At 75.4% G+C, this 26375-nt stretch carries 21 protein-coding genes and 1 pseudogene; 15 read left to right on the forward strand and 7 right to left on the reverse strand.

Translation table 11 applies throughout. The annotated features are described in order from the left end of the window. The first annotated feature begins 68 nt into the window (after window positions 1-68). Complete coding sequence (locus IF30_RS0129150; protein WP_234322882.1) at window positions 69-1874, forward strand: glycosyltransferase family 2 protein; 1806 nt, start codon at window positions 69-71, stop codon at window positions 1872-1874. A gap of 255 nt (window positions 1875-2129) precedes the next feature. Next, a complete protein-coding gene (locus IF30_RS0129155) occupies window positions 2130-4376 on the forward strand; it encodes an acyltransferase family protein (RefSeq protein WP_078891806.1) in 2247 nt (748 codons plus the stop codon). Here the strand turns inward: IF30_RS0129155 and IF30_RS0129160 are convergent. Continuing rightward, window positions 4367-4879, reverse strand: a complete 513-nt coding sequence (locus IF30_RS0129160; RefSeq protein WP_030244002.1) for a hypothetical protein — start codon at window positions 4877-4879, stop codon at window positions 4367-4369. The genes IF30_RS0129155 and IF30_RS0129160 overlap by 10 nt on opposite strands. A gap of 294 nt (window positions 4880-5173) precedes the next feature. Between IF30_RS0129160 and IF30_RS0129165 the strand changes: the two genes are divergently transcribed. Genes IF30_RS0129165 through IF30_RS0129175 form a run of 3 tightly spaced genes read left to right on the forward strand, consistent with a single transcriptional unit; the run spans window position 5174 to window position 6297 of the window. Continuing rightward, a complete protein-coding gene (locus tag IF30_RS0129165) occupies window positions 5174-5404 on the forward strand; it encodes a hypothetical protein (RefSeq protein WP_030244003.1) in 231 nt (76 codons plus the stop codon). Window positions 5405-5446: 42 nt separating this feature from the next. Further along, entirely contained in the window at window positions 5447-5695 is a 249-nt protein-coding gene (locus IF30_RS0129170; RefSeq protein WP_158835552.1) for a hypothetical protein, read from the forward strand. Then, window positions 5692-6297, forward strand: a complete 606-nt coding sequence (locus IF30_RS0129175) for a class I SAM-dependent methyltransferase (protein WP_030244006.1) — start codon at window positions 5692-5694, stop codon at window positions 6295-6297. The genes IF30_RS0129170 and IF30_RS0129175 overlap by 4 nt, the downstream gene beginning before the upstream one ends. A 62-nt stretch (window positions 6298-6359) precedes the next feature. Here the strand turns inward: IF30_RS0129175 and IF30_RS0129180 are convergent, their stop codons facing one another. Continuing rightward, window positions 6360-6983: a histidine phosphatase family protein gene (locus IF30_RS0129180; RefSeq protein WP_030244008.1), complete on the reverse strand. Its 624-nt coding sequence runs from the start codon at window positions 6981-6983 to the stop codon at window positions 6360-6362. An 82-nt stretch (window positions 6984-7065) separates the two neighbouring features. Continuing rightward, window positions 7066-8070: an aldo/keto reductase gene (locus tag IF30_RS0129185; RefSeq protein ID WP_078891807.1), complete on the reverse strand. Its 1005-nt coding sequence runs from the start codon at window positions 8068-8070 to the stop codon at window positions 7066-7068. A 74-nt stretch (window positions 8071-8144) separates the two neighbouring features. On the opposite strand from IF30_RS0129185, the gene IF30_RS0129195 reads away from it, so the two are divergent. From IF30_RS0129195 to IF30_RS0129205, 3 genes are all read left to right on the forward strand, one after another. Further along, complete coding sequence (locus tag IF30_RS0129195) at window positions 8145-9137, forward strand: ArsR/SmtB family transcription factor (protein ID WP_234322883.1); 993 nt, start codon at window positions 8145-8147, stop codon at window positions 9135-9137. 86 nt (window positions 9138-9223) lie between these two features. Then, window positions 9224-10297, forward strand: coding sequence for a glycerophosphodiester phosphodiesterase (locus IF30_RS0129200; RefSeq protein WP_078891808.1), 1074 nt, complete (start codon window positions 9224-9226; stop codon window positions 10295-10297). Window positions 10298-10392: 95 nt separating this feature from the next. Next, window positions 10393-11115, forward strand: coding sequence for a rhomboid family intramembrane serine protease (locus tag IF30_RS0129205; protein ID WP_030244014.1), 723 nt, complete (start codon window positions 10393-10395; stop codon window positions 11113-11115). 38 nt (window positions 11116-11153) lie between these two features. On the opposite strand, the gene IF30_RS0129210 is transcribed toward IF30_RS0129205, so the two are convergent. Beyond that, window positions 11154-11777 (reverse strand): dihydrofolate reductase family protein, encoded by a 624-nt coding sequence (locus tag IF30_RS0129210; protein WP_030244015.1) that lies wholly within the window; start codon window positions 11775-11777, stop codon window positions 11154-11156. A gap of 258 nt (window positions 11778-12035) precedes the next feature. Between IF30_RS0129210 and IF30_RS45700 the strand changes: the two are divergent. Beyond that, a pseudogene (locus tag IF30_RS45700) lies at window positions 12036-12221 on the forward strand (D-2-hydroxyacid dehydrogenase family protein); the annotation flags it as partial. A gap of 53 nt (window positions 12222-12274) precedes the next feature. Continuing rightward, entirely contained in the window at window positions 12275-13324 is a 1050-nt protein-coding gene (locus tag IF30_RS50375) for a hypothetical protein (RefSeq protein WP_267884572.1), read from the forward strand. An 11-nt stretch (window positions 13325-13335) separates the two neighbouring features. On the opposite strand, the gene IF30_RS0129225 is transcribed toward IF30_RS50375, so the two are convergent. Continuing rightward, window positions 13336-14928, reverse strand: a complete 1593-nt coding sequence (locus IF30_RS0129225) for a M4 family metallopeptidase (protein WP_030244021.1) — start codon at window positions 14926-14928, stop codon at window positions 13336-13338. 248 nt (window positions 14929-15176) lie between these two features. Between IF30_RS0129225 and IF30_RS0129230 the strand changes: the two genes are divergently transcribed. Further along, complete coding sequence (locus IF30_RS0129230; protein ID WP_158835555.1) at window positions 15177-16505, forward strand: hypothetical protein; 1329 nt, start codon at window positions 15177-15179, stop codon at window positions 16503-16505. An 8-nt stretch (window positions 16506-16513) separates the two neighbouring features. On the opposite strand, the gene IF30_RS42135 is transcribed toward IF30_RS0129230, so the two are convergent. After that, a complete protein-coding gene (locus tag IF30_RS42135; RefSeq protein ID WP_078891810.1) occupies window positions 16514-18727 on the reverse strand; it encodes an AMP-binding protein in 2214 nt (737 codons plus the stop codon). A gap of 288 nt (window positions 18728-19015) precedes the next feature. Here IF30_RS42135 and IF30_RS0129240 point away from each other — a divergent pair, with 288 nt between their 5' ends. The 4 genes from IF30_RS0129240 to efeU all read left to right on the forward strand — a co-directional run bounded on the left by IF30_RS0129240 (window position 19016) and on the right by efeU (window position 23561). Further along, entirely contained in the window at window positions 19016-19840 is an 825-nt protein-coding gene (locus IF30_RS0129240; RefSeq protein WP_030244026.1) for an ABC transporter ATP-binding protein, read from the forward strand. A 130-nt stretch (window positions 19841-19970) separates the two neighbouring features. Next, entirely contained in the window at window positions 19971-21119 is a 1149-nt protein-coding gene (efeO, locus tag IF30_RS0129245; protein ID WP_030244028.1) for an iron uptake system protein EfeO, read from the forward strand. Window positions 21120-21349: 230 nt separating this feature from the next. Beyond that, window positions 21350-22669 (forward strand): iron uptake transporter deferrochelatase/peroxidase subunit, encoded by a 1320-nt coding sequence (efeB, locus tag IF30_RS0129250; protein WP_037901548.1) that lies wholly within the window; start codon window positions 21350-21352, stop codon window positions 22667-22669. Window positions 22670-22715: 46 nt separating this feature from the next. After that, window positions 22716-23561: an iron uptake transporter permease EfeU gene (gene efeU, locus IF30_RS0129255; protein WP_051711465.1), complete on the forward strand. Its 846-nt coding sequence runs from the start codon at window positions 22716-22718 to the stop codon at window positions 23559-23561. Between the two features lie 353 nt (window positions 23562-23914). Here the strand turns inward: efeU and IF30_RS0129260 are convergent, their stop codons facing one another. Further along, a complete protein-coding gene (locus IF30_RS0129260) occupies window positions 23915-26089 on the reverse strand; it encodes a restriction endonuclease (RefSeq protein WP_051711467.1) in 2175 nt (724 codons plus the stop codon). Window positions 26090-26375: the final 286 nt, after the last annotated feature.

The raw sequence follows: 26375 nt of genomic DNA on the forward strand, positions 1-26375 counted from the left end.
TAGGCCAATGTGAGAGGCTGAGGGAGAACGGCCACGTTCCGTCCACAGCCCAGGGGGGCCATTTCCGCATGCCCGTACTCCATGGCACCGCCATGCCCGCACCCGACCGCGGTCCGCGCCGCACACCCGCCGGCGACCCCGCCCCTGACCCCCGCGAGCCCGATCCCCGTCACCTCGGCCTCCGCGAGCCCGGCCCCCGCGAGCCCGGACTCCGGCTGCCCAGCCCACCCGACGACGAGGAGCTCTACTGGTACTTCGGCCCGCAGCGCCGCTGGGTCCTGCTCTGCGCCACCCTCTCCTACGCGGGAGCCACCGCCACCCTCGGCCTGTTCGCCCTCAGCAAGCCGCTGCTCTGGCCGTTCCTCGTGCTCACCGTGCTCAACGCGGCCACCTGGCTGCTCTCGCTCGCCGACGGCCAACGCGCCCGCCGCTTCACCCGCGACTCGCACGACCTGCTGGTCCGCGCCTGGCGGCCCGCCCGCCATCCCGGCGTGGACCTGCTGCTGCCCACCGCCGGCGAACCGCTGGCCGTCCTCGACAACGCCTACCGCCACACCGCCGCCGTCCGCTGGCCCGGCGAGCTCACCGTCCTGGTCCTCGACGACGCCGCCCGCCCCGAGGTCCGCGAACTCGCCGAGTCCTACGGCTTCCAGTACCGCGCCCGCCCCGACCGGGGCCGCTTCAAGAAGGCCGGCAACCTCAACCACGGCCTGGCCGAAGGCACCGGCGAGATCGTCGCCGTCCTCGACGCCGACTTCTGCCCCCGGCCCGACTTCCTGCACCACCTGGTGCCCTACCTCGACAACCCCGGGGTCGGCATCGTGCAGAGCCCGCAGTGCTTCGACACGGACGCCGACATGTCCTGGCTCGAACGCGCCGCAGGAGCCACCCAGGAGATCTTCTACCGCTGGATCCAGCCCTCCCGGGACGCCCAGGACGGCACCGTCTGCTGCGGCACCAACGCGCTCTACCGCCGCGCCGCGCTGGAGCGCAACGGCGGCTTCGCCGAGATCGACCACAGCGAGGACCTCTACACCGGCCTCGCCCTCGCCCGCGCCGGCTGGGCCACCCGCTACGTGCCCGCGCTGGTCGCCAAGGGCATGTCGCCCACCGGCCTGCCCGCCTTCATCAGCCAGCAGTACCGCTGGTGCCTCGGCTCCCTGGCCCTCGTCCGCGACCCGGACTTCCGCCGCGGACCGCTCTCCCGCTCGGCCCGGCTCTGCTTCTGGAACGGCATCCTCGGCTACCTCACCAGCGCGGTGAACGTCTTCGCCGTGCCGCTGCCGGCCCTGATCATGCTGTTCTTCCGCCCCGAAGAGATCGCGCCCTGGCAGGTGCTCCCCTTCCTGCCGCCGATCTGGGTCGCTCTCGTCCTGCTGCCCGCGACGTCCCGCACCCGCTGGCGATTCGAAGTCACCCGGGTCCAACTCCTCGGCGGCCTCTGCCACGTGATCGCCATCGCACACGCGGTGCGCCGCCGCTCCGCCGACTGGGTGCCCACCGGTGCCGTGTCGGGCGGCAGTTCACTCGCCCGCGCCGTCGCCCGGATCGGGGTCGGCTGGCTCGGACTCGTCATCCTCGCAGGCGCCGCCGGGCTCGTCCGGGCCGCGCTGCTGCACGGCTGGCGGCCCTACTGGGCGCTCACCGCACTGCTCGCGCTCACCGCGTACACGACGATCCCGCTGATCCGGTCCCTGTGGCCGCTCCTCGGCGGTGCGACCGGCGGCAAGGGCGCCGCCGTCGGCGAGGTCGCCGCGCCCGCCCGGAGCCGACCGGACCTCGGGTTCGGGCGTGCCGAGGCCGTCGCCGTCACCGCCGTGCTGCTGCTCTGCGGGCTGCTGGCGTCGGGCTGGGCCGACCCGCTGATCCACTGACCGGCAGTCGGTTCCGCGAGCTGAAACGTTCGCCGGACCGCGACGTCGCTCCACCGCTTCACCGCTTCACCGCTGAGTTTCCTTGCGCGTCGCCCCACCCGGCGCGGAATCCGCCCGGCCCACCCCACCGGCCCCGGCGGCCCGACCACCGTTGCCAGCCCTGCAAGGAGCACCGCCGTGTCAACGGCCGTACCACCGTCGTCATCCTCACCGTCCACATCCTCGCCGTCCACGTCCTCACCGTCCACGCCTGCCGTGCCCGCACGCGCCACGGCCACGCCTGCCGTGCCCGCACCCGCCGCGGCCCCCGTCGCCCTGCTGCCCGACGTCGTCCGGGTGGACCGGCGACCGGCCGCCCCGGAGGACGCCGACGCCGGAGAGACCGGGCAAGCCCGCCGACGCACCGCCTTCCGCCCCGACATCGAGGGACTGCGCGGCCTCGCCGTGCTGTCCGTGCTCGCGTTCCACGCCGCCCTGCCCGGCCTGACCGGCGGCTACGTCGGCGTCGACGTCTTCTTCGTCATCTCCGGCTACCTGATCACCGGCCTGCTCCTCGCCCGCCCGCTGGGCCTGTGGGACTTCGCCGCCCGCCGGGCCCGGCGGATCCTGCCCGCCGCCGCCACCGTCCTGGTCGCCACCGCAGTCGCCGGCGGCGCGCTGCTCGACCCGCTGCGCGGCACCGACCTCGCCCGGGACCTGATCGCCGCCGCCGGCCAGTTCGCCAACTGGCGCTTCGTCGGGCGCCAGACCGACTACCTGGCCGCCGAGCGCGACCCCAGTCCGCTGCAGCACTTCTGGTCGCTGGGCGTGGAGAACCAGTTCTACCTGCTCTGGGGCGTCCTGCTGCTCGGCCTCGCCCGCTACCTGCACGGGCGGCGCCGCACCGCCGCCATGACCCTCGCCACCGCGGCCGTCGGCGCCGTCTCGCTCGTGCTGTGCCTGCGCTGGACCCGGACGTCGGCGCCCCTCGCCTACTTCTCCACCGGCAGCCGGCTCTGGGAGTTCGCGGCGGGCGCCTGCGCGGCCCTGGCAGGCGGTGCGCTGGCCTCCCGGGCGCAGCACCGCCCCGTGCTGTGGTCGCTGCGGCTGCTCGGCTGGCTCGGCCTGGCGGCCGTCGTGGCGCCGATCGTCCTGTACGACCGCAACACGCCGTTCCCCGGTTCCGCCGCGCTGCCGCCCGTCCTCGGTGCCGCCGCCGTCCTGCTCGCCGGGCACGGCCCGCTGCGCGGCGTCGACGCCGGCCGCCTGCTCACCGCCCGCCCGCTGCGCGCCGCCGGGCGCCTTTCCTACGCCTGGTACCTCTGGCACTGGCCGGTGCTGACCATCGCCCAGGCCCGGTACGGGGCGCTGCCGTGGACCGCCCTGGCCGCGCTCACCGCGGCCGCCGCGCTGCCCGCCTGGCTCACCCTGCGCCTGGTCGAGCAGCCGCTGCGGTACGGCAGCAGCCCGGCGCCCCGGCGAGGGCTCGCGGTCGGTGCGAGCGCCCTGGTCATCCCGCTGATCGCGGCGCTCGCCCTCGGCGGCGGCACCGTCCGCGCCCTCGGCGGGACCGCCGGCGCCCCGGCCGCCGCACCAGCCGGAGCGCCCGACGGGCCGCGCCTGCTCGCCCCCGGCACCCGGGTGCTCGCCCTGACGCCCTCGCCGGCCCGCGCCCGGGAGGACTTCCCGCCCGGCCAGGGCTGCGAGATCCCGCTCAACGCCGACCGCAGCCCGCGCTGCCTGTTCGGCGCCGAGGACAGCCCCGAGCGGATCGTGCTGCTCGGCGACTCGCACGCCGGACAGTGGATCTCCGCCGCCCTCGCGATGGCCGCGCAGCGGCACTGGGCGCTGGAGGTCCTGGTCAAACCCGGCTGCCCGCTGGTCACCCTGACCGTGCGCAACAACGTGCTCGGCCGCACCTTCGACGAGTGCGACCGCTGGCGGGAGGCCACCCTCGCCCGGCTCGCCTCCGGGCCCCGGCCCCGGCTGGTCCTGATGGCCGGGCTCAACCGCTACGGCAGCCCGGAGGAGCGCACCGGGGGCTGGACCCGCACCCTCGACCGGCTCACCGCGCTCGGCGCCCCGCTCGCCTACCTCGGCGACACCCCGGTGCCGGGCAAGGACGTCCCGACCTGCCTGGCCGCCGCCGACGGGCGCCCGGACGCCTGCTCCTTCCCGCGCGACACCGCGTTCGAACCCGACCCGATGCTGGCCGGCGGGCTCGCTGCCCGGTACGGCGTACGGATCCTCGACCCCGGCCCGTTGCTCTGCCCCGGCTCAGGGCTCTCCTGCCCGGCGGTGCTGGAGGGCGTGGTGCTGTACCGGGACACCGGGCACATCACCGACACGCTGGCGCGGGTGCTCGCGCCTCGCCTGGACCGGGGGCTGCTCGGGGCGGCGGACCCGGCCGGCGGCGGTGCCGGTGGTGGCGGCGGTGCCAGTGCCGGTCCTGGTGCCGGTCCCGGTGCGACCGGTGCCCCGGGTGCTGCTGCCGCTCCGGGCGCCCCGACGGCTCAGCCGTAGACGCTGTGGCAGAGCCGGGCCTGCTCGGAGCCGGCCTGCCAACGCCCGACCCGTTCGGCCTGGTCGCAGATGGTGCCCCCGCCGACGCCCGGCAGCGACACGCCCGACCCCGGACCCGCCGGGGCGGGCGCGCCCGAGGACTGACGGGCCGGGGCGGTGGCGTGCGGGCTGTGGCCGGGCTTCGGCCGCGGAACCGCCGAGGCGTGCTGGGCGTCCGAGGCCCCGGCCCCGGCGTCGGGCGCCGGCGCCTCCGTCGCCGCGTCGCCCGGGCCTCCGGGCCCGCCTGCGGTGCCCGCCGTGCCCGCGGCGCTCGCCGTGCTCCCCGTGGCCGCCTCCGGGACGGGAGCCGGCAGTGGGGAGGGCGCGGGCGTGGCGGGCGGCGGGAGGGCCGGCAGCAGGTGCGACGTCCGGTCCGAGGCGGACGGCGAGGCCTCCGGCAGCGCCGTCACCCGCAGGTCGTCACCCGACCCCGGCCCGCACATCACCAGGACCGAGGCCAGCACGGCGCCCGTCCCGACCGCCGCGGCCGCCCACGCCTTGCGCGAACGCCGCGCCGACGGCACCCGGCTGGGGGCCGGAGGCGGGGGAGGCGGGGGAGTGGTGGGGACCGGAGGCGGTTGCCACGCGTTCCGCGGCCACTGCCACTGTCCTTCGGTGGGCTGCCCAGTCATGTGCTCGTCCTTCCAGCGGCCCCCCGCGAACCTTTCCCTGCTCAACGAGTGCGCCGACGCCGGGACATGACCCGGAAGAGGGGTCTGCGCGGGCGCTGATTGCCACCGCACCACATGCTTGGGGTCATGGAGACCAACAGCACGTCCGCGCCCCTGGTCGAGGTGGCCGAGTTCCGGACCGACAGCCGCTACCGGCTCGTCCACTTCGAGGGCCACGGCTGGGAGCCGCTCGCGCCGGAGGAGTTCGAGCCGCGGGTCCACCAGCTCTTCCCGGACCTCGACCCGCACGACCCCCAGCGGGTGCACTGGGCCGACCGCCCCTGGGAATGGCCCGCCTGGCACCCCGGCGAGGCCTGAACCGTCTCCATACGGCGGTCGTGACTCCGTTACGCTGAGCGGGTGAGTGTGGATCACTTCCGGCGCCTCCTGCCGGGACACGCCGTGGACACCTGCCCGGTCGAGGACCTCGGCGGGCTCGTGCACCGACAGGACACCGTGGCCGCCCGGACGGGCGCATTCCTCGACTGCCCGACGCCCTGGTCCGAGTCCTGGGCGGTCCGGGCCGCCGCCGACCTGCGCGGACTGCGGGACCCCTTCGCCCGTGCGGCGGCGGCCGGGGACGCGGCGATCGTCCGGGAGACGGCATGAGCGGCCCCGCCGGTACCGCTGGCTACGGCGAGGCGGCCGCGCAACTCGCTCTCCAGTACGAGAGCGTGAGTTTCGCCGAAGTCCACCGCGAACGGCTCCACCTCTACCCGGCGCCGCCCACGGCCGTCCTCGACATCGGCGCCGGCACCGGCCGCGACGCCGCAGCCCTCGCCGCGCTCGGCCACCGGGTCGTCGCCGTCGAACCGACCCCCGAACTCCGCGCCGTCGGCGAGCGACTGCACGGCGACGCGGCCATCCGGTGGGTCGCGGACGCGCTGCCCGACCTGCCCCTGCTCACCGCCGAGGACGGGCGTTTCGACCTCGTGCTGCTCACCGCCGTGTGGATGCACCTGGCCCCCGCCGAACGCCCGGCCGCGATGGACGCCCTCGCCGGACTCCTCGCCCCCGGCGGCCGCCTCGCCCTCACCCTCCGCCACGGTCCCGTCCCACCGGGCCGCCGCATGTTCGACCTCCCGCCCGAACCCACCGTGGACCTCGCCGCCAGCCGCGGCCTGCGCCTCCTCCACCGCTCCGGCCGCGCCGACCTGCACGGCCGGGCCGGGGTGCACTGGACGGCCCTGGTCTTCGAACGGGAGGGGTAGCCGGGCGGGACCGACCGCGGGCCGACGCAGGCCCGGCGCCCGCCCGGCGGCCGGTGGCGGGCTCAGCAGTGCAGTCCGGCCGGGAACCCGGTCCAGCGCAGGTCCTCGGGCAGATGGCCCTGGTCGTTCAGCAGCAGCACGGACGGCGGCCGGCCGGGCGCGTAACGCAGCACGGTCAGGCCCGCGTTGGCGATCTGGAGGCCGAGCCAGCGCCAGGCCGGCGCGTCCAGGGCGTGCCGGACGAGCCAGGCCACCAGGAAGGCGTGGGTGACGACCAGCTCGTGCCGCTCTTCGCCCCCCGCCACCGGGCCGGTGAACCGCTCGACCGCCCGCGGCGCCAGTGCCGCCCCCGCTTCACACTCGTCGGCCGTGGCGTGCGAGAGGAACTCCCACAGGAACTCCGCGCTGTCGTCGGGCAGTTCGGCCCGCTCGGGCAGGTAAGGGATCCAGTCCCCGGCCTCCTCGCACATCACCGGCGCCACGGCGCCCAACTGCTCCGCGACCAGTCGCGCGGTCTGCGCGGCCCGGGGGAGCGGGCCGTGGTGCACCGCCGCGATCGGCCGGCCGGCCAGCCGTCGGCCCAGCAGGACGGCCTGCCGGCGCCCGGCGGCGGTGAGCCCGCTGCCGTCGGGCGCGGCCTCGCCGTGCCGGGCCAGGTAGAGGTAGCGGATGGCGAGGTCGGTCATGCTCCGGGTCTCCTCGGTGGATGTCAGGGTGGGGGCGAGCCGTGCCGGGAGCGACGCGCGCCGGGCGCCGGGCGGTTCCGGCTCAGTCGGCGGGGGTGTCCGTGTGGGCCTCCTCGAGCAGGGCCAGCTCCTGCGCCGACAGCTGCAGCGCCCCGGCGGCGACGTTGTCCTCCAGGTGCGCCACGTCGCCGGTGCCGGGGATGGCCAGGACGTGCGGGCCGCGGTGCAGCGTCCAGGCCAGGCGCACCTGCGCGGTGCTCACCCCGCGTGCCTCGGCGATGATCCGCACCTGGGGCGGCTCGGCCGTGCTCGCGCCGCCTTCCCGCCCCGCGCCGGCGATGGCGTAGAAGGGGACGAAGGCGATGCCCTGCTCGCCGCAGAGCCGCAGCAGTTCGTCCTGCGCGGGCGAGGAGCCGATGCCGTACGGGTTCTGTACGCAGGTCACGGGCGCGATGGCCTGCGCCTCGGCGAGGTGGTGCGGGCGGATGTTGGACAGTCCGAGGTGGCGGATCAGCCCGGCCTGCCGCAACTCGGCCAGCGCGCCGAAGCGTTCGGCGACGGGGTCGGTGCCGACGATCCGCAGGTTGACCAGGTCGAGGTGGTCGCGGCCGAGCTCGCGCAGGTTCTGCTCGACCTGGGCGCGCAGCCGCTCGGGAGTGCGGGCGTGCTCCGTCCAGTGGCCGTCGGGGCCGCGGGCCGGGCCGACCTTGGTGGCGATCACCAGGTCGTCGCCGTACGGCGCGAGGGCCCGGTTGACCAGCTCGTTGGCGGAGCGCAGCGGGGAGAAGTAGAACGCGGCGGTGTCGATGTGGTTGACGCCGAGTTCGACGGCGCGGCGCAGCACCCGCAGGGCCTGCTCGCGGTCGCGCGGTACGGCGTGCGGGGTGAGGGCGGGGCCGGTCTGCGGCAGGCGCATGGTGCCGAAGCCGATGCGGTGGACGGCGCGGTCGCCGAGCGTCCACGTGCCGGAGGCCGCGGCGTCCACGGGGGCGGTGGCGGCGGTGTTCCCGGCGGCGGTCCCAGCGGCGGTCCTGGCGGTGTGCACGGGAGTGGTCATGGTGGTGTTCGCGGTGTTCTCCGAAGTCATGCCTGTCATGATCGCCATTGCACTAGCCTGACCGCCAACGATTCGAACATGTCTGAATCCACGGGGGGTCGGGCTTGGCGGCCGCGCTGTTGTTCACGGCGGGGGACCTGGCGCGGATGCGCTTCGCGTTCTCCCCGATGTGGGAGGTCGGTCCGAGCCTGCGGCTGCTGCGCTCCGGGCTCGCCCACCCCGTCCACCGGCCCTGGGCGGAGCAGGTGCGGCCCCGGCTGGCGGCACTCGGCCCGGGGTACGCCCTCCTCGCCGAACTCGTCCCGCCCGCCGGGTACGTACCGGACTTCCTCAACCCGACCCCGGCCGGGCCCGCCCCCAGCCTGGCGGAGGAGCTGGTGGCGATCCGCGCCACCCCGGCCCGGCTGGTCCGGCGCGACCTCGACCGGCTGCGGGACGACCGGGGCGGGCTCGGCCCCCGCCTGCGCGCCCTGTACGGCGACCCGGTCGGCGGCCTGGCCCGGCTCACCGAGGCGGTCGAGGCGTACTGGCAGCTCGCGCTCGCCCCGTACTGGGCCCGGATCCGCGCCGTCCTGGACGCGGACGTGCTGTACCGCGCCCGGCAGGCGGCCGAACACGGCGCGGCCCGGGTCCTGAACGGCCTGCACGCCGAACTCCGCTGGACGGAGGACACGTTGCGGCTGCGCCACCGCAGCCGCCCGCTGCCGGACCGGACGGCCGGGGCGGGGCTGCTGCTGATCCCGTCCGCCTTCACCGGCCCGGCGCTGTACACCCGCCTCACCCCGCCGGACCCGCTGCAGCTCGCCTACCCCGCGCGCGGGATCGGCACCCTGTGGGCGACCGCCCCGCCCGCCGGCGCAGAGGCCCTGGCCGCCGTCCTCGGCCGCTCCCGCACCCGGCTGCTGACCGAGCTGGCAGCCCCGGCGTCCACCACCGAGCTCGCCCACCGCACCGGGCTCTCCCCCGCGGCCGTGTCCCAGTACCTGACGGCCCTGCGGGACGCCCGGCTGGTCAGCGCCCACCGGGTCGGGCGGTCGGTGCTCTACGCCCGCACGGCGTCGGCGGAGGCGCTGCTGGCGCCACTGGGGCAGGGGTGACGGGGTGTTCCTCCGCCTTCCGTAACGCCGCCCTGGTTTCCGGTGTCGCCCGGCCGGATCCGCCGCGCGGCCGTATCGTGCCGGACATGACGCCCAGTCGGTACCCCCGCCGCCACCACCGGACCGGACTCGTCGCCGCGCTCCTCGGGGCCGCCCTCGGCACCGTCGCCCTCACCGGAGCCCCCGTCCGGACGGCCGACCCCGCACAGGCCGACCCCGCAAAGGCCGAACCGGCACCGACGGTCCGGCTGCGCCCGGCGGGCGCGCCGCCGACCGTCTTCGCCCACCGCGGCGCCTCCTCCGCCGCGCCCGAGAACACCCTGGTGTCCGACGAGGTGGCCCGGCGGGCCGGCGCCGGGTGGATCGAGGACGACGTCCAGTCCAGCAGGGACGGCGTCCCGTACGTCCTGCACGACGACACCGTGGACCGCACCACCGACGGCAAGGGCCGCATCCGCGACCTGACCGCCGCCCAACTCGACGCGCTGGACGCCGGCTCCTGGTTCGCCCCGGCCTACGCGGGCACCCGCCTGCCCACCCTGGCCGCCCAGCTGGAGGACCTGCGCACCCGCGGCGGCAACCTGCTGCTGGAGATCAAGGGACCGCACACCCGGGACGAGGTCGCCCGGATCGTGCAGGAGGTCCGCGACCACGGCATGACCGACCGGGTCCTCGTGCAGAGCTTCGAGGTGGACGCCCTGCGCTTCACCCGCGAGCTGGCCCCCGAACTGCCGCTCGGCCTGCTGCGCGCCGACCTGGACGCCGACCCGGTCGCCACCGCCCGCGAGCTCGGCCTGGCCGCCTACAACCCCTCGGACGAGGCGCTCTCCGCCCGCCCCGGCATCGTCCGGGAGCTGCACGCCGCCGGGGTCTCGGTCAACGTCTGGACGGTCGACCGGCCCGCCCGCTGGAGGGCCCTCGCGGACGCCGGGGTGGACGGCATCATCACCAACCGACCGGCGGAGCTGGCCGGTTGGGCCGCGGCCTGGGCGCCGCCGGGTACCGCCGGCCAGGCCGCGCGGCGCGACGGGCACCCGGCCGAGCAGCCGCAGGGCCCGCTCACCGCCTCCGACGGTCGCCTCGTCCTCGACCGGGACACCCGGATCGCCACCGCGGACGGCCGCGGGCCGGCTGTGACGGCCGTCCTGCCTGATCCATGATCGTCCGCGCTGGCGCGGAACCCGGTCCGGTGGGGATGATGACCGGACACCCGGGCAGGACCGCCCGGGTCTTGTTCGAAAACGGGGGGCCGGCGATGTCGCCGCACGAGATCGGGTTGTACGTGAGCGCTGCCGTGGTGGTCGGCGCGGGACTGCGGACGCTGGTACTGGCCGGCTCCGGAGGCGGCGGGCCGGCAGCGGGAGGCCCGACGGCCGCCGGCCCGGGTGAGGTGGTCGGCGTCGTCCGGGCCGCCCTGCTGCGCCGCCCCCGGGCCACCGCCGCGCTGTTCGCCGTGATGGCCGTGATGGCCGTGGTCCAGTACGCGGTGCCCGAGGTGGTCGACGATCTGATGCGGCAGCCGGGGGCGCTGTCCGACGGGCAGTGGTGGCGGGCGGGCACCGCGCTGCTGGTGCAGTCGTCCGGCCTGATGCAGATCGCGTTCAACCTTGCCGCCCTGCTGGTGGTCGGCGCCGTCGCCGAGTCGGTGCTCGGCTGGTGGCGGACCCTGACGGTCTTCCTGGCCAGCGGTGTGCTCGCCCACGTGGTGAGCCTGAGCGGCTGGTCGCCGCGCGGCGGCGGCGACTCCGTGGCCGTCTGCGGCCTGCTGGGCGCCCTGGTCGTCACCTGCCTGCTGCGCGGCGGGCTCCGGGGGCCCGCGCTCAAGGCCGACTGGTTCGTCCTGCTCATCCCGGTCGTGGGCCTGGTCCTGTGCGGGATGGCGAACAACCACGGCGCCGGCCTGGTGGCGGGCTGTGTGCTCGGCCTGGCCGTCGCCACCGGTACCAGGAGCGGGCTCCCGCAGACCGCCGCCGCGTAGCGGCCCGCCGCCGCGCGGCGCACGGTCCCGGGCTCCGCCTACCGGACGCTGAGGTCCCCGAAGGCGGCCCGCCCGGTCGGCCGGTAGGTCTGGATCGTGACGCCCGCGCCGGTGGCGGTGGCGGACGTGAGCTCGAAGGCGGTCGGCAGGCCGCCGTCCGGGAAGAGGCGGACACCCCGGCCGAGGACGACCGGGAAGACCAGCAGGCGGTACTCGTCGATCAGGTCATGGGCCATCAGCGAGCGCGCCAGCGCCCCGCTGCCGTGGACCTGCAGCTCCCCCTCCGGGCCGAGCCGCTCCTTCAGCCGCGCCACCTCGGCCGGGACGTCCCCGCCCAGCACCGTGCCCGGCCCCCACCGGGCCTCGGCGAGGGTGTGCGAGGCGACGTACTTCGGCCGGCCGTTCAACCGGGCCGCGATCGGATCGGCGGGGTCGGTCACCTGCGGCCAGTAGGAGGCGAAGATCTCGTACGTCCGCCGCCCCAGCAGGAAGGCCTGCGCCCGCTCGAGCACCACGGCCAGGTAGCGACCCGACTCCTCGTCGGCGAAGGGGGCCAGCCAGCCGCCGTACGGGAAGTCTCCGGAGACGTCCTCCTGCGGGGCGCCGGGGGCCTGCATCACGCCGTCGAGGGTGAGGAAGGTGGTGAGGGTGAGCCTGGCCATCGTGCGTCTCCCTGGTTCCCGTGCCGGTGGATCCCCCTCCGCGGGCCAATCTGCCAGACCGGACCGCGGCGGGGGCCCGGCACGCCGGGCGGCGGGGCCGTCCGGGAGAGTGCGGGCATGACGATTCCGACGCTTCGCTGCGCCGTCCTGGACGACTTCCAAGGCGTCGCCACCAGCTTCGCCGACTGGTCCCCGGTGGCCGACCGGGTCGCGGTGACGGCCTTCCGCGAGCACGTCTCCTCCGAGGAGGAACCGGCCGCCGCCGTCGACGTCCTCGACATCGAGCCGCTGGCCGCCGACCACCCGATGCGCACCGCGCCCCGGCGGCTCGCCACCCCGCACCCGGGGTACGTCTCGCCGGACGACTACCGGCGGTACTACGGCGAGGCGGTGGAGGACATCGCGGCCTTCCTGGCCGGGGAGCCGGTCCGCCGTCCGGGCTGACACCCCGTGGCGGGGTCCGACCACCGCGCCGGACCGGACCGCATACTGGCCGCGTGACGAGCGGAGACGGTGGACGACGGGGCCCGGACCGGCGCGGGGTGCTGCGGACGGCGGGTGCGGCGCTGCTGCTGGGCGCGGCCGGGTGTACGAGCGGGGGCGGGGGCAAGCCCCGGGCGGCAAAGGGCAGTTCGGCCGGCACACCGGCCCCGACTCCGGCCCCGACCTCGGCCCCGTCGCAGGCGCTGACCCCCACGCAGGCCCCGTCGCCCACCCCGCTGCCCCGGCCGCCGCTCTGGCAGCCCGGCCCGTCCGAGATCCAGCCCGACGTCAAGCGCCGCGCCGTCGAGCTGGTCGCCGCGCTCGGCGCCTGGCCGCCCGGCGGGCAGGGCGTGGAGGCGGCCCGGGCCCGGGTGGCGGCGCTCGGGCTGCCGCCCGCGCTGGCGGACCAGGCGGGCCCACTGGCCCCGCCGGTGCCGGAGGCGAGCCTTGAGGTGCTCGTCGCCCAGTACGGCGGGATCCTCGCCGACTCGGCGAGCGTGCTGGTGGTGTGCCGTCAGTGGACCAGGGGCCCGGACGGTTCGGTGGCGGAGGGCGGCACCACCGTGGACGTCCGGTTGAGCCGGGCCGAGCCGCGCTGGACGGTCACCGCGCTGCACCCAGGCGTCGCGGGCCCGGCTGCCGCCGCACCGGCCCCGGCGGTGGCCCGGGTGCTGGCCGAACCGAGGATCGAGCTGCCGCCCGAGGCGGCGGCCGACCTGCGCAGCGGCACCGTCCACGACAGCGTGCTGCAGGCGATGCTGGCGCTGGCGGGCCCGTACACGCTGACGGTGAGCGTGGTGCGGACCGGCCACCCGCTGGACGTCTTCGGGACGACCCGGCCCAGCGACCATCCGCTGGGCCGGGCCTTCGACGTCTGGCGGATCGACGGCCTGGCCGTGGTGGACCGGGCCACGCCCCGGCAGTTGGTCGAGTCCTTCATGCGGGACGCGGCCGCCGCCGGTTCGTACAACGTGGGCGGCCCGGTGGCGATCCCGGGGGCCGGCAACCGGTTCTTCACCGACGACACCCACCACGACCACTGCCACGTCGGGTTCGACCACTAGGAGCGGCCGGGTCAGCTGACGTTGACGCCGCTCCAGGCCGCCGCGACGGCCTTGTACTCGGTGCTGTTGAGGCCGTAGAGGTCCTTGGCCGCGCTCAGCGAGGCGGTGCGGGCGCCCTTGTAGGTGGTGGTGGACGTCATGTAGACGGTCAGCGCGCGGTACCAGATCTTGGCGACCTTCTGGTTGCCGATGCCGGTCACCGTGGAGCCGTTGCAGGTGGGGCTGTTGTAGGTGAAGCCGTTGATGGTCCTGCTGCCGCTGCCCTCGCTGGCCAGGAAGAACCAGTGGTTGCCGACGCCCGAGGAGTTGTGCACGTCCAGCTTGCCGACCGAGCTGCTCCAGCAGTCCGCCGAGCGGCCGTCGAGCGAGGGCTTGTCGAAGCGGCGCAGCCACGGCGGGGTGGACTGGTCGCTGAACAGGTAGTCGGGGGTGTCGACCTTGTTGTTGGCGTACCACTCGACCATGGTGCCGAAGATGTCGCTGGTGGACTCGTTGAGGCCGCCGGACTCGCCGCTGTAGCGCAGGTTGGCGGTGGCGCTGGTGACGCCGTGGGTCATCTCGTGGCCCATGGTGTCGAGGTCGACCTGCTCGGGGTCGTGGCTGCCGTCGCCGTCGCCGGTCATCATGCAGAAGCAGCTGTCGGACCACTGGGCGTTGTCCCAGGCGGTGCCGACGTGGACGAAGACGGTCGCGCCCTTGCCGTCGTTCTTGATGCCGCTGCGGCCGAAGGTGTTCTTGTAGTAGTCGTACGTCCAGGCGGTGTTGGCGTGGGCGTCGACGGCCGCGGTGGAGCGGTCGGTGGAGAACTTCCTCCCGTCGCCCCAGACGTTGGTGGTGCTGGTGAACGCGGTGCCCGAGGAGGCCTTGATCGAGCTCGCGGAGAGGTTGCCGGCGTCCTTGGTGACGGTGCCGCGGACCGGGTCGGTCAGGGTGTAGCCGCCGCTGACCGGGGTGGTGTCGATGGTGACCGTGCCGGTGTACTCGGAGTTGCCGGTGCCGGAGGCCTGGTGCTCGGCGTCGTACGACTCGATCTGCTCGCCGGTGGTGGCGTCGGTGACGACGACCTTGCCGGCCGGCTGGCCGTGCTCGCCGGTGCCCTCGACGGTGGTGCGCCAGGCGAGGCGCGGGATGCCGTCGGCGGCCCAGACGACCAGCTCGGGGGTGCTGACGGCGTCCTTGACGCCGGGGGCGGCGGACAGCGCGTCGGCGGCGCCGGACTGCGCGGGCACCTTCGGGACGGTCGACTTCACGGCGGCTTCGTGGGCGGCCGCGCGGGAGGTGTCCTTGAGCCTGCCCTTGGCGTCCTGGTGGACGACCAGGTCGCCGCCGACGACCGGCAGGCCCTGGTAGGTGCGGTCGAAGCGGACGTGCGAGGTGCCGTCGGCGTCGAGCACGACGTCCTTGACCACGAGGTCCTGGCCGGTGCCGAAGCCGAACACCGAGGCGTTGTGGGCGACGTTGGCGCGGGCCTGGGATATCGCGGCCGTGCGCGGGTCGGTCGCGGCGGAGGCCGTGGCGGCGGGGACGGTCGCGCCGGCGAGGGCGGCGACCAGCGCGACGGCTGCGGCCACGCGGGCACGGCGGAACGAGGACGTGGGGGTCACTCTGACTCCAGTGGGGTGGATGCAGGGAAAAGAGCTGCGACCGAGATTGACGGCGGTCAGTCAGGTCCAGCTAGAGGAAAGGTCATAACTTTGCCAAGTTGTGTCCTTGGACATTCAAAAATGATCGGAAGTTAACAAGGCCTCTACGGTGTCGTCGTGACGGGCTATTACGGCCTCCGCCCGGCAGTGGCACGACCCACCGCTCCGGGGCTGTCGCCGCCCCGGCCCAGGCCCTACGCTCTCGCCCCATGGATGGATGGGTGGGGGCCTGGACCGGCGGGCGGGCGGCGGTCCACGTGGGCGACGTCGCGGACTTCAACGCGCAGTTCCTCGCCCCCGGCACGGACGCGGCCCAGCGCCTGCGCCGACTGCGGCAGGCCCACCACTACGCCTGCCTGGCCACCTGCTACAGCCCCGAACCGGCCCTGCTGGTGCTGCCCGCCGAGGTCGCCCCGGAGTGGACCGACTGGCTCGCCCGGGAGTTGGTCTGGGGCCCGGTCGAGGTGCACAGCGGCGTGGCCCCGGACCGGACGGTGGCCGAGGCGCTCGCCGCCAGCCCCGGGCTGGCCGCGCGGATCGCCGACTCCGGCCGTCCGGTGATCGGTTGGGGCCGGACGCCCGCCCAGGGCGACGGGCCCGAGCTGGCCGCCGTGCGCCGCTACGAGTCCAAGGCCGCCGCGCACGACCTGTTCGCCGCCCTCGCCCCCGGCCACCCCGGCATCCGGCTGCCGGAGCAGGAGCGCCCGGCCGGCCGGCGCCGGGCCGCCCGCCGGCTGACCGCCCGCGCCCTGCGGGGCCTGACCACCGTACTGAAGAGCCCGTACGGCGTCGGCGGCTACGGCACCGTCGTGGTCGAGCCCGCCGACCTGTTCGCCGCGGGCGGCGGCCGGGCCCTGCTGCGGCGGCTGACCGGCGCCGAGATCCTGCCGCGCGAGGGCGAGTTGCTGCTGGAGGAGTACGTGGACCCGGGCCCGGTCGCCCGGCTGCGCGACCTCACCTACGACGCCCTGGTCGGCCCGGACGGCACCGTCCACCCGGTCGGCGCGGGCGTCATGGACGTGGCCGGCACCCGCTACCAGGGCGTCACCGTCGGCCCCGGCACGGTGCCGCAGGACGCCGCAGGGACGGCCCGCCGGTTCGCCCTGGCCGTGGGGGAGCGGCTGGCCGCCGACGGCTACCGCGGCTGGTACGACGTCGACTTCGTCACCGACCGGCAGCGCCGACTCGCCCCCACCGAGATCAACCTGCGGCTCACCGGCCCCGCCGCCGCCTTCGTGCTGGCCGCCCGCCTCGACCGGGTGCGCGGACCGGGCCACCTCGTCCGCACCCTCGACGGGATGCCGCTCGGCGCCCGGCTCGCCCCGTCGGCGCTGCACGACCACCTGGAACGGCTGCGGCCGCGCTGCGCCAGGCTCGGCGTCACGCTGCTGCCGCTGATCCCGACGGCCTGCCACGAGCCGGAGCCCGCCGTCGGCCTCGCCCTCGCCGGGCCGGACACCGAGGCGCTGGACGCGGCCGAGGCCCTGGTCGCCGCCGCGAACCACGGCCTGGCCCGGATGTTCGAGGCGCTGCGCTGACCGCCGCGTCAGCGCTTCGCGGGCGTACGCGGCCGGCTCAGCAGGAAGGTCACCACCACGACCGCCGCCAGCATCAGCGGGATGTTGAAGACGAGGACCATCGCCGTCTCGCGCGGCCAGTCCGTGGCGGAGGTGAGCCGGTAGAGGTTGTCCTGCGGCCACCAGGAGGCGAGCAGCCAGACCACCGACAGGTAGGTGAGCAGGGACAGCCGCACCGGGCGGCCCTGTCGCAGCACGGCCGGGAGGCCGAAGAACAGGAAGGCCGTTCCGGCGCCGAACGACAGGTCCTCGCACCGATAGAGCAGCTCGAAACCGAAGTGGTAGCCGGACGGCACCGCCGAGAGGTCCCTCGCGCCGGGGAAGAAGACGTCGGCGGTGACGGCCGCGAAGAACGCCCCGAGCACCACCACCGCCACGGCGAAGCAACTCGCCGGGCCGGCCGAGCCCGCCGAGCCGCCCCCGCCACCGGCCTTGCCGCCGCCCTTGCGCGACCCCGCCGTGCGCGCGCCCGCCTTGCGTGACCCGGTGGTCCGTGACCCGGCCGCGCCCGGGCGGGCGGGGGCGGTGTGCTCCGGCGGGGCCGGCAGCGGCAGGGCCGCGCGGTCCAGCTTGCCCGCCCGGGTGCGCGGCAGCTCGGACACCGGGACGACGGCGGCGGGCACCGACCGGCCGTCGAGTTGCGCCCGCAGGTACTGCGAGAGCGACCAGCCGTCCGTGCCGCCGGCTCCGCCCGTGCCGTCCGCAGGGTCCGCGTCCGCAGGGTCGGCGCCCGGCGCGATCACGGCGTAGCCGACCAGCAGCCGCTTCCCCGGCGCGGGCACCACCTCGACGACGGCCGCCTCCCGGACCGCCCGGTGCCCGCGCAGTGCGGCCTCGGCCCGGGCCGCCGCCCGGACCTGCGCCAGCACCGTGGTCGCCCGCTGCGGGCCGAGCGGCCCGACCACGGCCTCGGCCCGGGCGGTGAACTCCAGCACGCCGTCCGCCCGCAGCACCCCGAGGTCGCCGGTCAGCAGCACCCGGCCGTCCGGGTCGAAGTCCGCCCGGACGAAGCGGCGGGCGGTCTCCACCGGGCGGTTGAGGTAGCCGCGGGTCAGGCCGCCGCCCGCGACGGCGATCTCGCCGAGCCGGCCCCGCGGCACGGGCGTGCCGTTCGGGCCCAGCACGTACACCCGGGTGCCGGGGAAGGGACGGCCGACCAGCGAGACCCGCTCGGCTCCGTCGGCCGCGGCCGTGCCCTGCGCGTCGAAGTACGTGCTGTCCACGGTGGCCTCGGCCAGTCCGTAGACGTTCAGCACCCTGGTGTCCTCGCCGAGGAGCCGCTGCAGGCCCAACTGCTCGTCCAGGTACCACTTCTCGGCGCCCACGGTGAGCAGCCGCACCCCGGGCAGCGCGCCGCCGGCCCGGGTGTCTCCCGCCCGGGTGCCGACGGTCCCGGCCAGCAGGGCGGTCAGCCGGCGCGCGGTGCGGACGTTCAGCTCCAGGACGGTGATCCGCTCGGCGGCCACCAGCTCGGGCAGCAGGGCGACGTCGGCGGTGCGGTCCAGGGTGAGGTTGTACGGGGCGACGACCAGGGTGGCGCCGGTGCAGAGCGCGCGCACCCAGTCGGCGGTGAAGACGTCGAACTCCAGGCTGGCCGTCTGCAGGATCCGGTCCGCGGCCGTCAGCCCGTACACCTCGCGCCAACCCTCGTGGGCGGCCAGCAGGTTGCGGTGCTCGACCAGCGCGCCCGTGGGCAGGCCGGTGGAGCCCGAGGTGTAGAAGACGCAGGCGAGGTCGTCCGGCCCGACCGGCGGCGGCACGAACGGCGCCCCGGCGCGCGCCGCCGTGTCCACGCAGACCGGTTGCGCGCCGCCCGCGTCCGCCAGCCGGACCCGGTGGGCCTCCTCCGTCACCACCACGTGCGGCGCGGCGTCGGCGAGCACGTGCCGCAGCAGCGCGTCGGGTGCGCTCGGCTCCAGCGGCACGTACGCGGCCCCGGCCTTCAGCACGGCGAGCAGTGCCACGTACACCTCGGTGCCCCGGCCCAGCGCGACCGCGGCCCGGCCGCCCGGGGCCAGTCCGCGCTCCGCCAGCAGGGCGGCCAGCCCGTTCGCACGCTCGTCCAGCTCCCCGTACGTCAGCTCGCGCTCGCCGCAGCGCACGGCCACCGCCGCCGGCGCCCGGCGGGCCTGCTCCTCGACCAGCCCGTGCAGGGTGTCGGCCCGCTCGGCAGTCATTCCCATCCCGCCTCCCCCTCGTCCCCTCACGCCCGCGTCCCCGCGCCCGGGTCCGCGCCCGAGTCCGCGCCCGGGCGCCCCGCGTCCGCTCGCGGCCGGCCACCGCGTCCCCTCAGGGGCACGATCCTCCTCCCAACTCCCTCCGTGCAACAGACTTCTGGCGCGTCCACTCCTCGGACGGCCCGACTCCGCCCCGGTCGGTGGTCGTAGTCTGCACGCGGACGGACGGCGCCGGCCCGTCCGGTGCGGCGCCCCGCCCGCACCCTGCCCGGCGCCGCGATCGGAGTCCCCACCGTGAACCCCTCCACCCCCTCGTTCGAGGGCCCGCTGCTGCGCACCAAGGACGTGGACGTCGTCCGGGACGGCCGCCACCTGCTGCGCGGGATCAGCCTGGAGATCCGGCCCGGCGAGCACTGGGCGCTGCTCGGCCCCAACGGCGCGGGCAAGTCCACCCTGCTCGCACTGCTGGGCGCGGTCTCCCACCCCACCCGCGGCGAGGTGGACGTGTTCGGCCGCCGGCTCGGGCGGGTCGACATCCGGGAGCTGCGCGCCCACCTCGGGCACGTCAACCCCCGCCACCCGCTGCGCTCGCCGCTGACCGTGCGCGAGGTGGTGCTCACCGGTCACACCAACACCATCGAGCCGGAGTGGCACCGCAAAGCGGCCCCGGAGGTGGTGGAACGGGCCGCACAGCTGATCGAGACGCTGGGCATGGGCGCGCTGGCCGAGTCCCCGTGGACGACCCTCTCCCAGGGCGAGCGGGGCCGCGCCCTGATCGCCCGTGCCCTGATGCCCAGTCCTCGGCTGCTGCTGCTCGACGAGCCCGCGACCGGGCTGGACCTCACCGCCCGCGAGCTGCTGCTGGACAGCCTGGACCTGCTGCGCCACCAGCACCCGGAGCTGGCCAGTGTGCTGGTCACCCACCACCTGGAGGAGCTGCCGGAGAGCACCACGCACGCCTTGCTGCTGCGGGAGGGCGCGTGCGTGGCGGCCGGGCCGGTGGACGAGGTGATGACCACCGCGTTGATCAGCGAGACCTTCGGCCACCCGATCCGGATCAGCCGGCAGGAGGGCCGCTGGACGGCCCGGGCGGCCGCCCGCCGGGCACCGGGAAGGTAACGGTTCAGGGGGTGGGTATGGACGGGCAATCGGGTTTACGTAAGGTATGCCTTAGCTAACGTCGGGGTGCCGGTCCGCCGGACCCCCGCACTGCCCCGGCACACCCATGCCCTTTTCCGATGGAGCCCGCATGTCCGCCCGCCGCCGTTCCACCGCAGCCGCACTGCTCACCCTCGCCGTGGCGACCGCAACCCTGGCCGGCTGCGCGTCCAAGAAGGACGACAAGGCGGGCGCCGCCGACGCGGTCAAGATCAACGCGAGTGACACGGCGTGCGAGGTCTCCAAGACCACCTTCCCGGCCGGGCACGTCGTGCTGGACATCAGCAACAAGGGCTCCAAGACCACCGAGGTCTACGTCTACGGCGACGGCGACAAGATCATCACCGAGCGCGAGAACATCGGCCCCGGCACCAAGGCCGGCATCAACGCCGAGATCAAGGCCGGCTCGTACGAGATCGCCTGCAAGCCCGGCATGGTCGGCGACGGCATCCGCCAGAAGATCACCGTGACCGGTGAGGGCGGCAGCGCCGCGCCGGCCGACCCGCGGCTGACCGCGGCCGTCGACGCCTACCGCAGCTACGCCCAGGAGCAGGCCGACGCCACCATCCCGGCGGTCGAGGCCTTCGCCGCCGCCATCAAGGCGGACGACCTGGAGAAGGCCAAGTCGCTGTACGCACCCTCGCGCACCGGCTGGGAGCGCACCGAGCCGGTCGCGGAGAGCTTCGGCGACGTCGACCCCAAGACCGACACCCGCGAGGACAAGGTCGAGGCGGGCCAGCGGTGGACCGGCTGGCACAAGCTGGAGAAGTCGCTCTGGGCCGACGCCAGGATCGGCGACGACGAGAAGAAGCTCGCCGACCAGCTGGTCAACGACCTCAAGGACTGGCAGAAGAAGATCCCCGCGGCCGAGATCACCGCGACCAGCATGGCCAACGGCGCCAAGGAACTGCTGGACGAGGTCGCCACCAACAAGATCACCGGCGAGGAGGACCGCTACAGCCACACCGACCTGGCCGACTTCCAGGCCAACGTCGAGGGCGCGCAGAAGGCCTACGAGCTGCTGAAGCCGGTCGCCGCGGAGAAGGACGCGGAGCTGGCCAAGACGCTGGACTCCGAGTTCGCCGCCATCAACGCCCTGCTCGCCAAGTACAAGCAGGCCGACGGCACCTTCACCCCCTACGACAAGGTCACCGAGGCCGAGCGCAAGACCTTCTCCGACGCGGTCAACTCGCTGGGCGAGCCGCTGTCGAAGCTGGCCGCCGCCGTCGTCGCCAAGTAACGGCCCCGCGCCGCGACCACCCGCCCCGCCGACGCCGTGGCGGCCCGAACCGGCCGCCACGGCATCCGCGAGCCGGCGAGGGGAACCCGCGGCGCGGCTCGGCGCACAGCAGCCCGGCACGCAGCAGCGCAGTACGCGGCAGTGCAGTAGGCAGCAGTCGGCGCACAGCAGTCCAGTACGCAGCAGTTCAGCACGCACAGCAGTTCGGTAAAGAGAAGGGCCCGCCCGCGATGGACGCCGAGAACGAGCAGCAGAACGGGACGCCGGCCGCGACCGGCGCCACCGCCCCCGACCCCGCCGCGACCAAGGGTGCGGTCAGCCGACGCGCCGTCATCGGCTGGGCCGGTGCGGGCGTCGCGCTCGGCGCCGCCGCCGTCGGCTCGGTCGCCGCGGCGACCCGGCAGGACGACGACCCGGCCCCGGCCGCCGCCCCGGCCGCCACCGAGGTGCCCTTCTACGGCGAGCACCAGTCCGGCATCGCCACCCCCGTCCAGGACCGGCTGCACTTCGCCGCCTTCGACGTCTCCGAGAACGCCACCCGGGAGTCCCTGGTCAAGCTGCTCAAGGAGTGGACCAAGGCCGCCGCCGCGATGACCGGCGGCCGGGAGGTCGGCACCGGCGCCGCCACCGGGCTGCCCGAGGCGCCGCCGGACGACACCGGCGAGGCCCTCGGCCTGCCCGCCTCCCGGCTCACCCTCACCATCGGCTTCGGGCCGAGCCTGTTCGAGAAGGACGGTGTCGACCGCTTCGGCCTGAAGGCGAAGCGCCCCGACGCCCTGATCGACCTGCCGGGCTTCAAGGGCGACAAGCTCGACCCCACCCGCAGCGGCGGCGACATCTGCGTCCAGGCCTGCGCCGACGACCCGCAGGTCGCCGTGCACGCGATCCGCAACCTGGCCCGGATCGGCATGGGCACCGTCAACATCCGCTGGTCCCAGCTCGGCTTCGGCAAGACCTCATCCACCACTCCGGACGCGCAGACCCCGCGCAACCTGATGGGCTTCAAGGACGGCACCCACAACATCGCGGGCACCGAGACGGAGAAGCTCGCCGACCACGTCTGGGCCGCCCCCGGCGACGGCCCCGAGTGGATGACCGGCGGCTCCTACCTGGTCGCCCGGCGGATCCGGATGCACATCGAGACCTGGGACCGCACCTCGCTCAAGGAGCAGGAGGACGTCTTCGGCCGCACCAAGGGCGAGGGCGCCCCGTACGGCAAGGCCAAGGAGCACGACGCGCCGGACCTCAAGGCGATGCCCGCCGACTCGCACGTCGCGCTCGCCCACCCGGACGCCAACAACGGCCTGATGATCCTGCGCCGAGGCTTCTCCTTCACCGACGGCACGGACGGCCTCGGCCGCCTCGACGCCGGCCTGTTCTTCCTCGCCTACCAGCGCGACACCCGCAAGGCCTTCGTGCCGCTGCAGACCCGCCTGGCGTCGAGCGACAAGCTCAACGAGTACATCCAGCACGTCGGCTCCGCCCACTTCGCCTGCCCGGCGGGCGTGCGCAAGCCGGGGGAGTGGTGGGGCCAGGCCCTGTTCGGCTGACCCGCCCCGACCCCGTACGTACCACCTTTCAACCCCGGGAGCCCGCGTGTTCGGCAACTACCTGATCGGCCTGCGCGAAGGCCTCGAAGCCAGCCTGGTCGTCTGCATCCTGATCGCCTACCTGGTCAAGACCGGCCGCAGGGACAAGCTGCCGCCGGTGTGGCTCGGCGTCGGCTCGGCCGTGGTGCTCTCGATGGCCTTCGGCGCGGTGCTGCAGTTCGGCTCCTCGCAGCTGACCTTCGAGGCCCAGGAGGCGCTCGGCGGCTCGCTGTCGGTCATCTCGGTCGGCCTGGTGACCTGGATGGTGTTCTGGATGCGGCGCACCGCCCGGCACCTGAAGACCGAACTGCACGGCAAGCTGGACGCGGCGATCGCGATGGGCACCACGGCGCTGGTGGTCACCTCGTTCCTGGCCGTCGGCCGCGAGGGCCTGGAGACCGCGCTGTTCATCTGGTCCGCCGTGCAGGCCACCGACGACGGCTGGAACCCGCTGGTCGGCGCCGCGCTCGGCCTGATCACCTCGGTGGTGCTCGGCTGGCTGTTCTACCGGGGCGCACTCAAGATCAACCTGGCCAAGTTCTTCACCTGGACCGGCGCGATGCTGGTCGTCGTCGCGGCCGGCGTGCTCGCCTACGGCGTGCACGACCTGCAGGAGGCCGGTTGGCTGCCCGGCCTGCACAGCCTGGCCTTCGACATCTCCAGCACCATCCCCAAGGACAGCTGGTACGGCACCCTGCTGAAGGGCGTGTTCAACTTCCAGCCCGATCCGACGGTGCTGCAGCTGGTCGTCTGGCTGGTCTACCTGGTGCCCACGCTGGCCGTCTTCTTCAACGTCCTGGGCGGCGGCACGACCAAGCCCGCGAAGCGCGCCACCACCACGCCGACCGCCTGACCCGGCAGTTCCACTCCACCGCCCCGCCCGGCCTACCGCCGGGCGGGGCGGTTCCGTCATGGGACCGTCGCAGGCGGGACCAAACTGCGGCGGGCGTCGTGCCCGGGGCGGGTGTCGTGCCGGGGCGGCAGCCGAGCACCGGGAAGGCGGCCGCCTCCGGGCGACGCCCACCGGCCCGACGCCCGCGCAACCGGCCGGCGCCCGCCGCGAGGCCGACGAGCCGGAGGCCTCCGTCCAGCTCCAGGACGCCGGTTCGGCGATGCCGGTCCGCACCACCAGGGGCAGCCGGAGCGGCAACCGACCAGGCCGACCCGGCCCGCCACGTGAGCACCTGACGGCGAGGGTGCCGCCGCCTACTCGACCGCGACCCCGAAGGCCGTCGCCAGGCCGGCCAGCCCGTCCGGCACCGTCCGGCCGGACTGGGTGAACTCCCAGCCGTCGCCGCCCCGCCGGAAGGAGCCCAGCAGCATCGCGCTGTCCGACACCCCGCCGGTGACCCCGGCCCAGTGCGCCGGACCGGTCGCGTCCGGCCCGTACGACGCGGCGACCGCCAGCCCGTGCACGTAGCCCAACGGCAGGACCGGGGGCTCCTCCTCCTCGGTGGAGACGGCGACCACCACCTCGTCGACCGCGGCCGGCAGCCGGCGCAGGTCCAGCGTCAGCCGGGCCGCCCGGACGGGCTCGCCCGACACCGAGCGGGTGGGGTGCAGGTGGACCGCGCCGTCCGGGTCCTGCGGGCTGTTGAAGAACACGAAGTGATCGTCGCTCAGGACCTGGCCGCCCGCGCACAGGAAAGCCGTCACGTCCAGCTCCACCGCGTCCCCGGCCGCCGTCCGGCTCTGCCAGCTCACCGTCAGGGCGGTCTCCCGGGCGGCCTGCTCCGCGCGCTCCGCCCGCTCGGCCTGGTCGTCCTGGTCGGGCCGTCCGGCCCGCCCCGCCTCCCCGGGCTTCGCGCCCGCGGCGGAGTCGCCGCCGCCGAGGCGCCCGCGCAGCCCCTGCTCGGCCAGCAGCTCCACCAGCTCGGGGCCGCTCACCAGGGTCAGCGGCTTGCCCTCGATGTAGCTGTACGAGCCGCGGCCGAAGCCCGCCGTGGTGACCAGGATGCCCTTGATCGCGCCGTGGTGGCGGACGGTGGACTCCAGGTCGCGCACGGCCGTCGGCGGGACGGTCTTCTTGTAGCGCTTGGCCTGGATCACGATCTTGCCGCCGGTCACCGGGTCCAGGTCCTCGGCGACCACGTCCACCCCGACGTCGCCGCTGCGCGCCGTGGTCATCACCCGGAAACCGCGCAGCCGGAACAACTCGGCGATCAGGTCCTCGAAGTCCAGCGGGTCCATCTCGAACAGGTCCGGCTCGTCCTCGCCGCCCTGCCCGGCCAGGCTCCCGCCGACCGTCTGCGGCCGCCGGTCGGGCCGCACCTCGTCCAGCCGCTCCGGGCGCGCCGACAGCCGGCCCCCCAGACCCTGGAAGCACTCCACCGGGTCCACCCGGTCCAGGGCCAGTCCGGAGAAGCCGCCCCGGGTCGCGGTCAGCGTGGACAGGAAGCGCTCCGCCTCCCGGCCGGTCGCCGGGTCGATCCCGAGGACGAAGCCGTTCACCACGACCGAGTCCAGCAGTCCGTCCCGGTCCGCCCGGAACACCTCCGCCACCACCCGCAGCGCCGACTGCGCCAGCACCTCCCGGTACAGGGCCTTGCGCTCCGTCGCCGGGCGGGCCACCTCGGCCTCGCGGTCGTCCGACTTCACGTACCGGACCCGGGCGGCGGCCGGCACCACGTCCGGGCCGGGCAGCTCCCAGTCCACCACCAGCTGGCGGGCCGCCGCGTCGAACGCCGCCACCAGCCGGTGCGGGAAGCCCTCCGGCCAGGCCGCCGACGCGTACAGGCCCGCCGTGAAGTACTCCTGCACCGCCTCCGGCTCACCCGCCCGCAGCCGCCGCAGCAACTCCTCGGTCCGGGCGCCGCGTTCCTCGTCCTGCCGGCGGAACCGCTCGGCCCAGGCCAGGTACTCCTGGTGGTACGTGGCCAGCCGGCGCTGCCGGTCCGACTCCTGCGCCTGCGCGGCGTACCAGTCCTGCTCGAACCGGGCCCGGGCCTGGGCGACGTACTGCTCGTACTGCCGCCGCACGCCCGGGTTGCGGGCCTGCACCGGATCCGGCGCCGGCACGGCGTACGCCGTGGCGGCCTGGTCGGGCATCGGCACCGGCTCGCCCAGCGGCCCCGGATCGAACGGCGGCACCGCGTCCGACGCCAGCAGTGCCTGCGGGCCGAACGCCGGAGCCGCCAGCCCGGTGTTCAGCAGCCCCTTCAACTCCTCGACCCGCGCGTCCAGTTCGGCCGTCCGACGGGCCGCCTCCGCCTCCCGCGACTGCTGGTACGCGCGCTGCGCCTCGCGTTCGTTGCGGGCGGTCGCCTTCTGCGCCTCGCGCTGCTCCCGCTCCCGACCACGCTGCTGCGCCGCCTCGGCGCGCCACCGGGCCTCCTCCCGGCGCTGCTGCTGCCGCTGCGCCTCCGCCCAGATCGCCAGCACACCGCTGCTCCGCCGCCCCGACACCGTCCGCCCACCCCATTCACCTCGCGCCGACCCCGGCCGCGCGACCTCGCCGCCCGGTCACGCACCGCCGACCGCGCCCGCCACAATAGAACGTGGACACCCCACCCGGCCAAGCCCGGGCGACCTGTGGGCCTCCCCGGCGGCGGGGAGAGGCGGGCACGAGGCGCGGTGGCGCCCCCGCAGGTCGCCCGCCGGAGCCGCCCGGCGGCCGGGCCGGCCGGGGTGGGCGGCGGGTCGGAGCACCGGGCCGCGCTGTCGGTCG

The organism is Streptomyces sp. NRRL S-350 (genome assembly GCF_000719705.1).
Lineage (GTDB): Bacteria > Actinomycetota > Actinomycetes > Streptomycetales > Streptomycetaceae > Kitasatospora.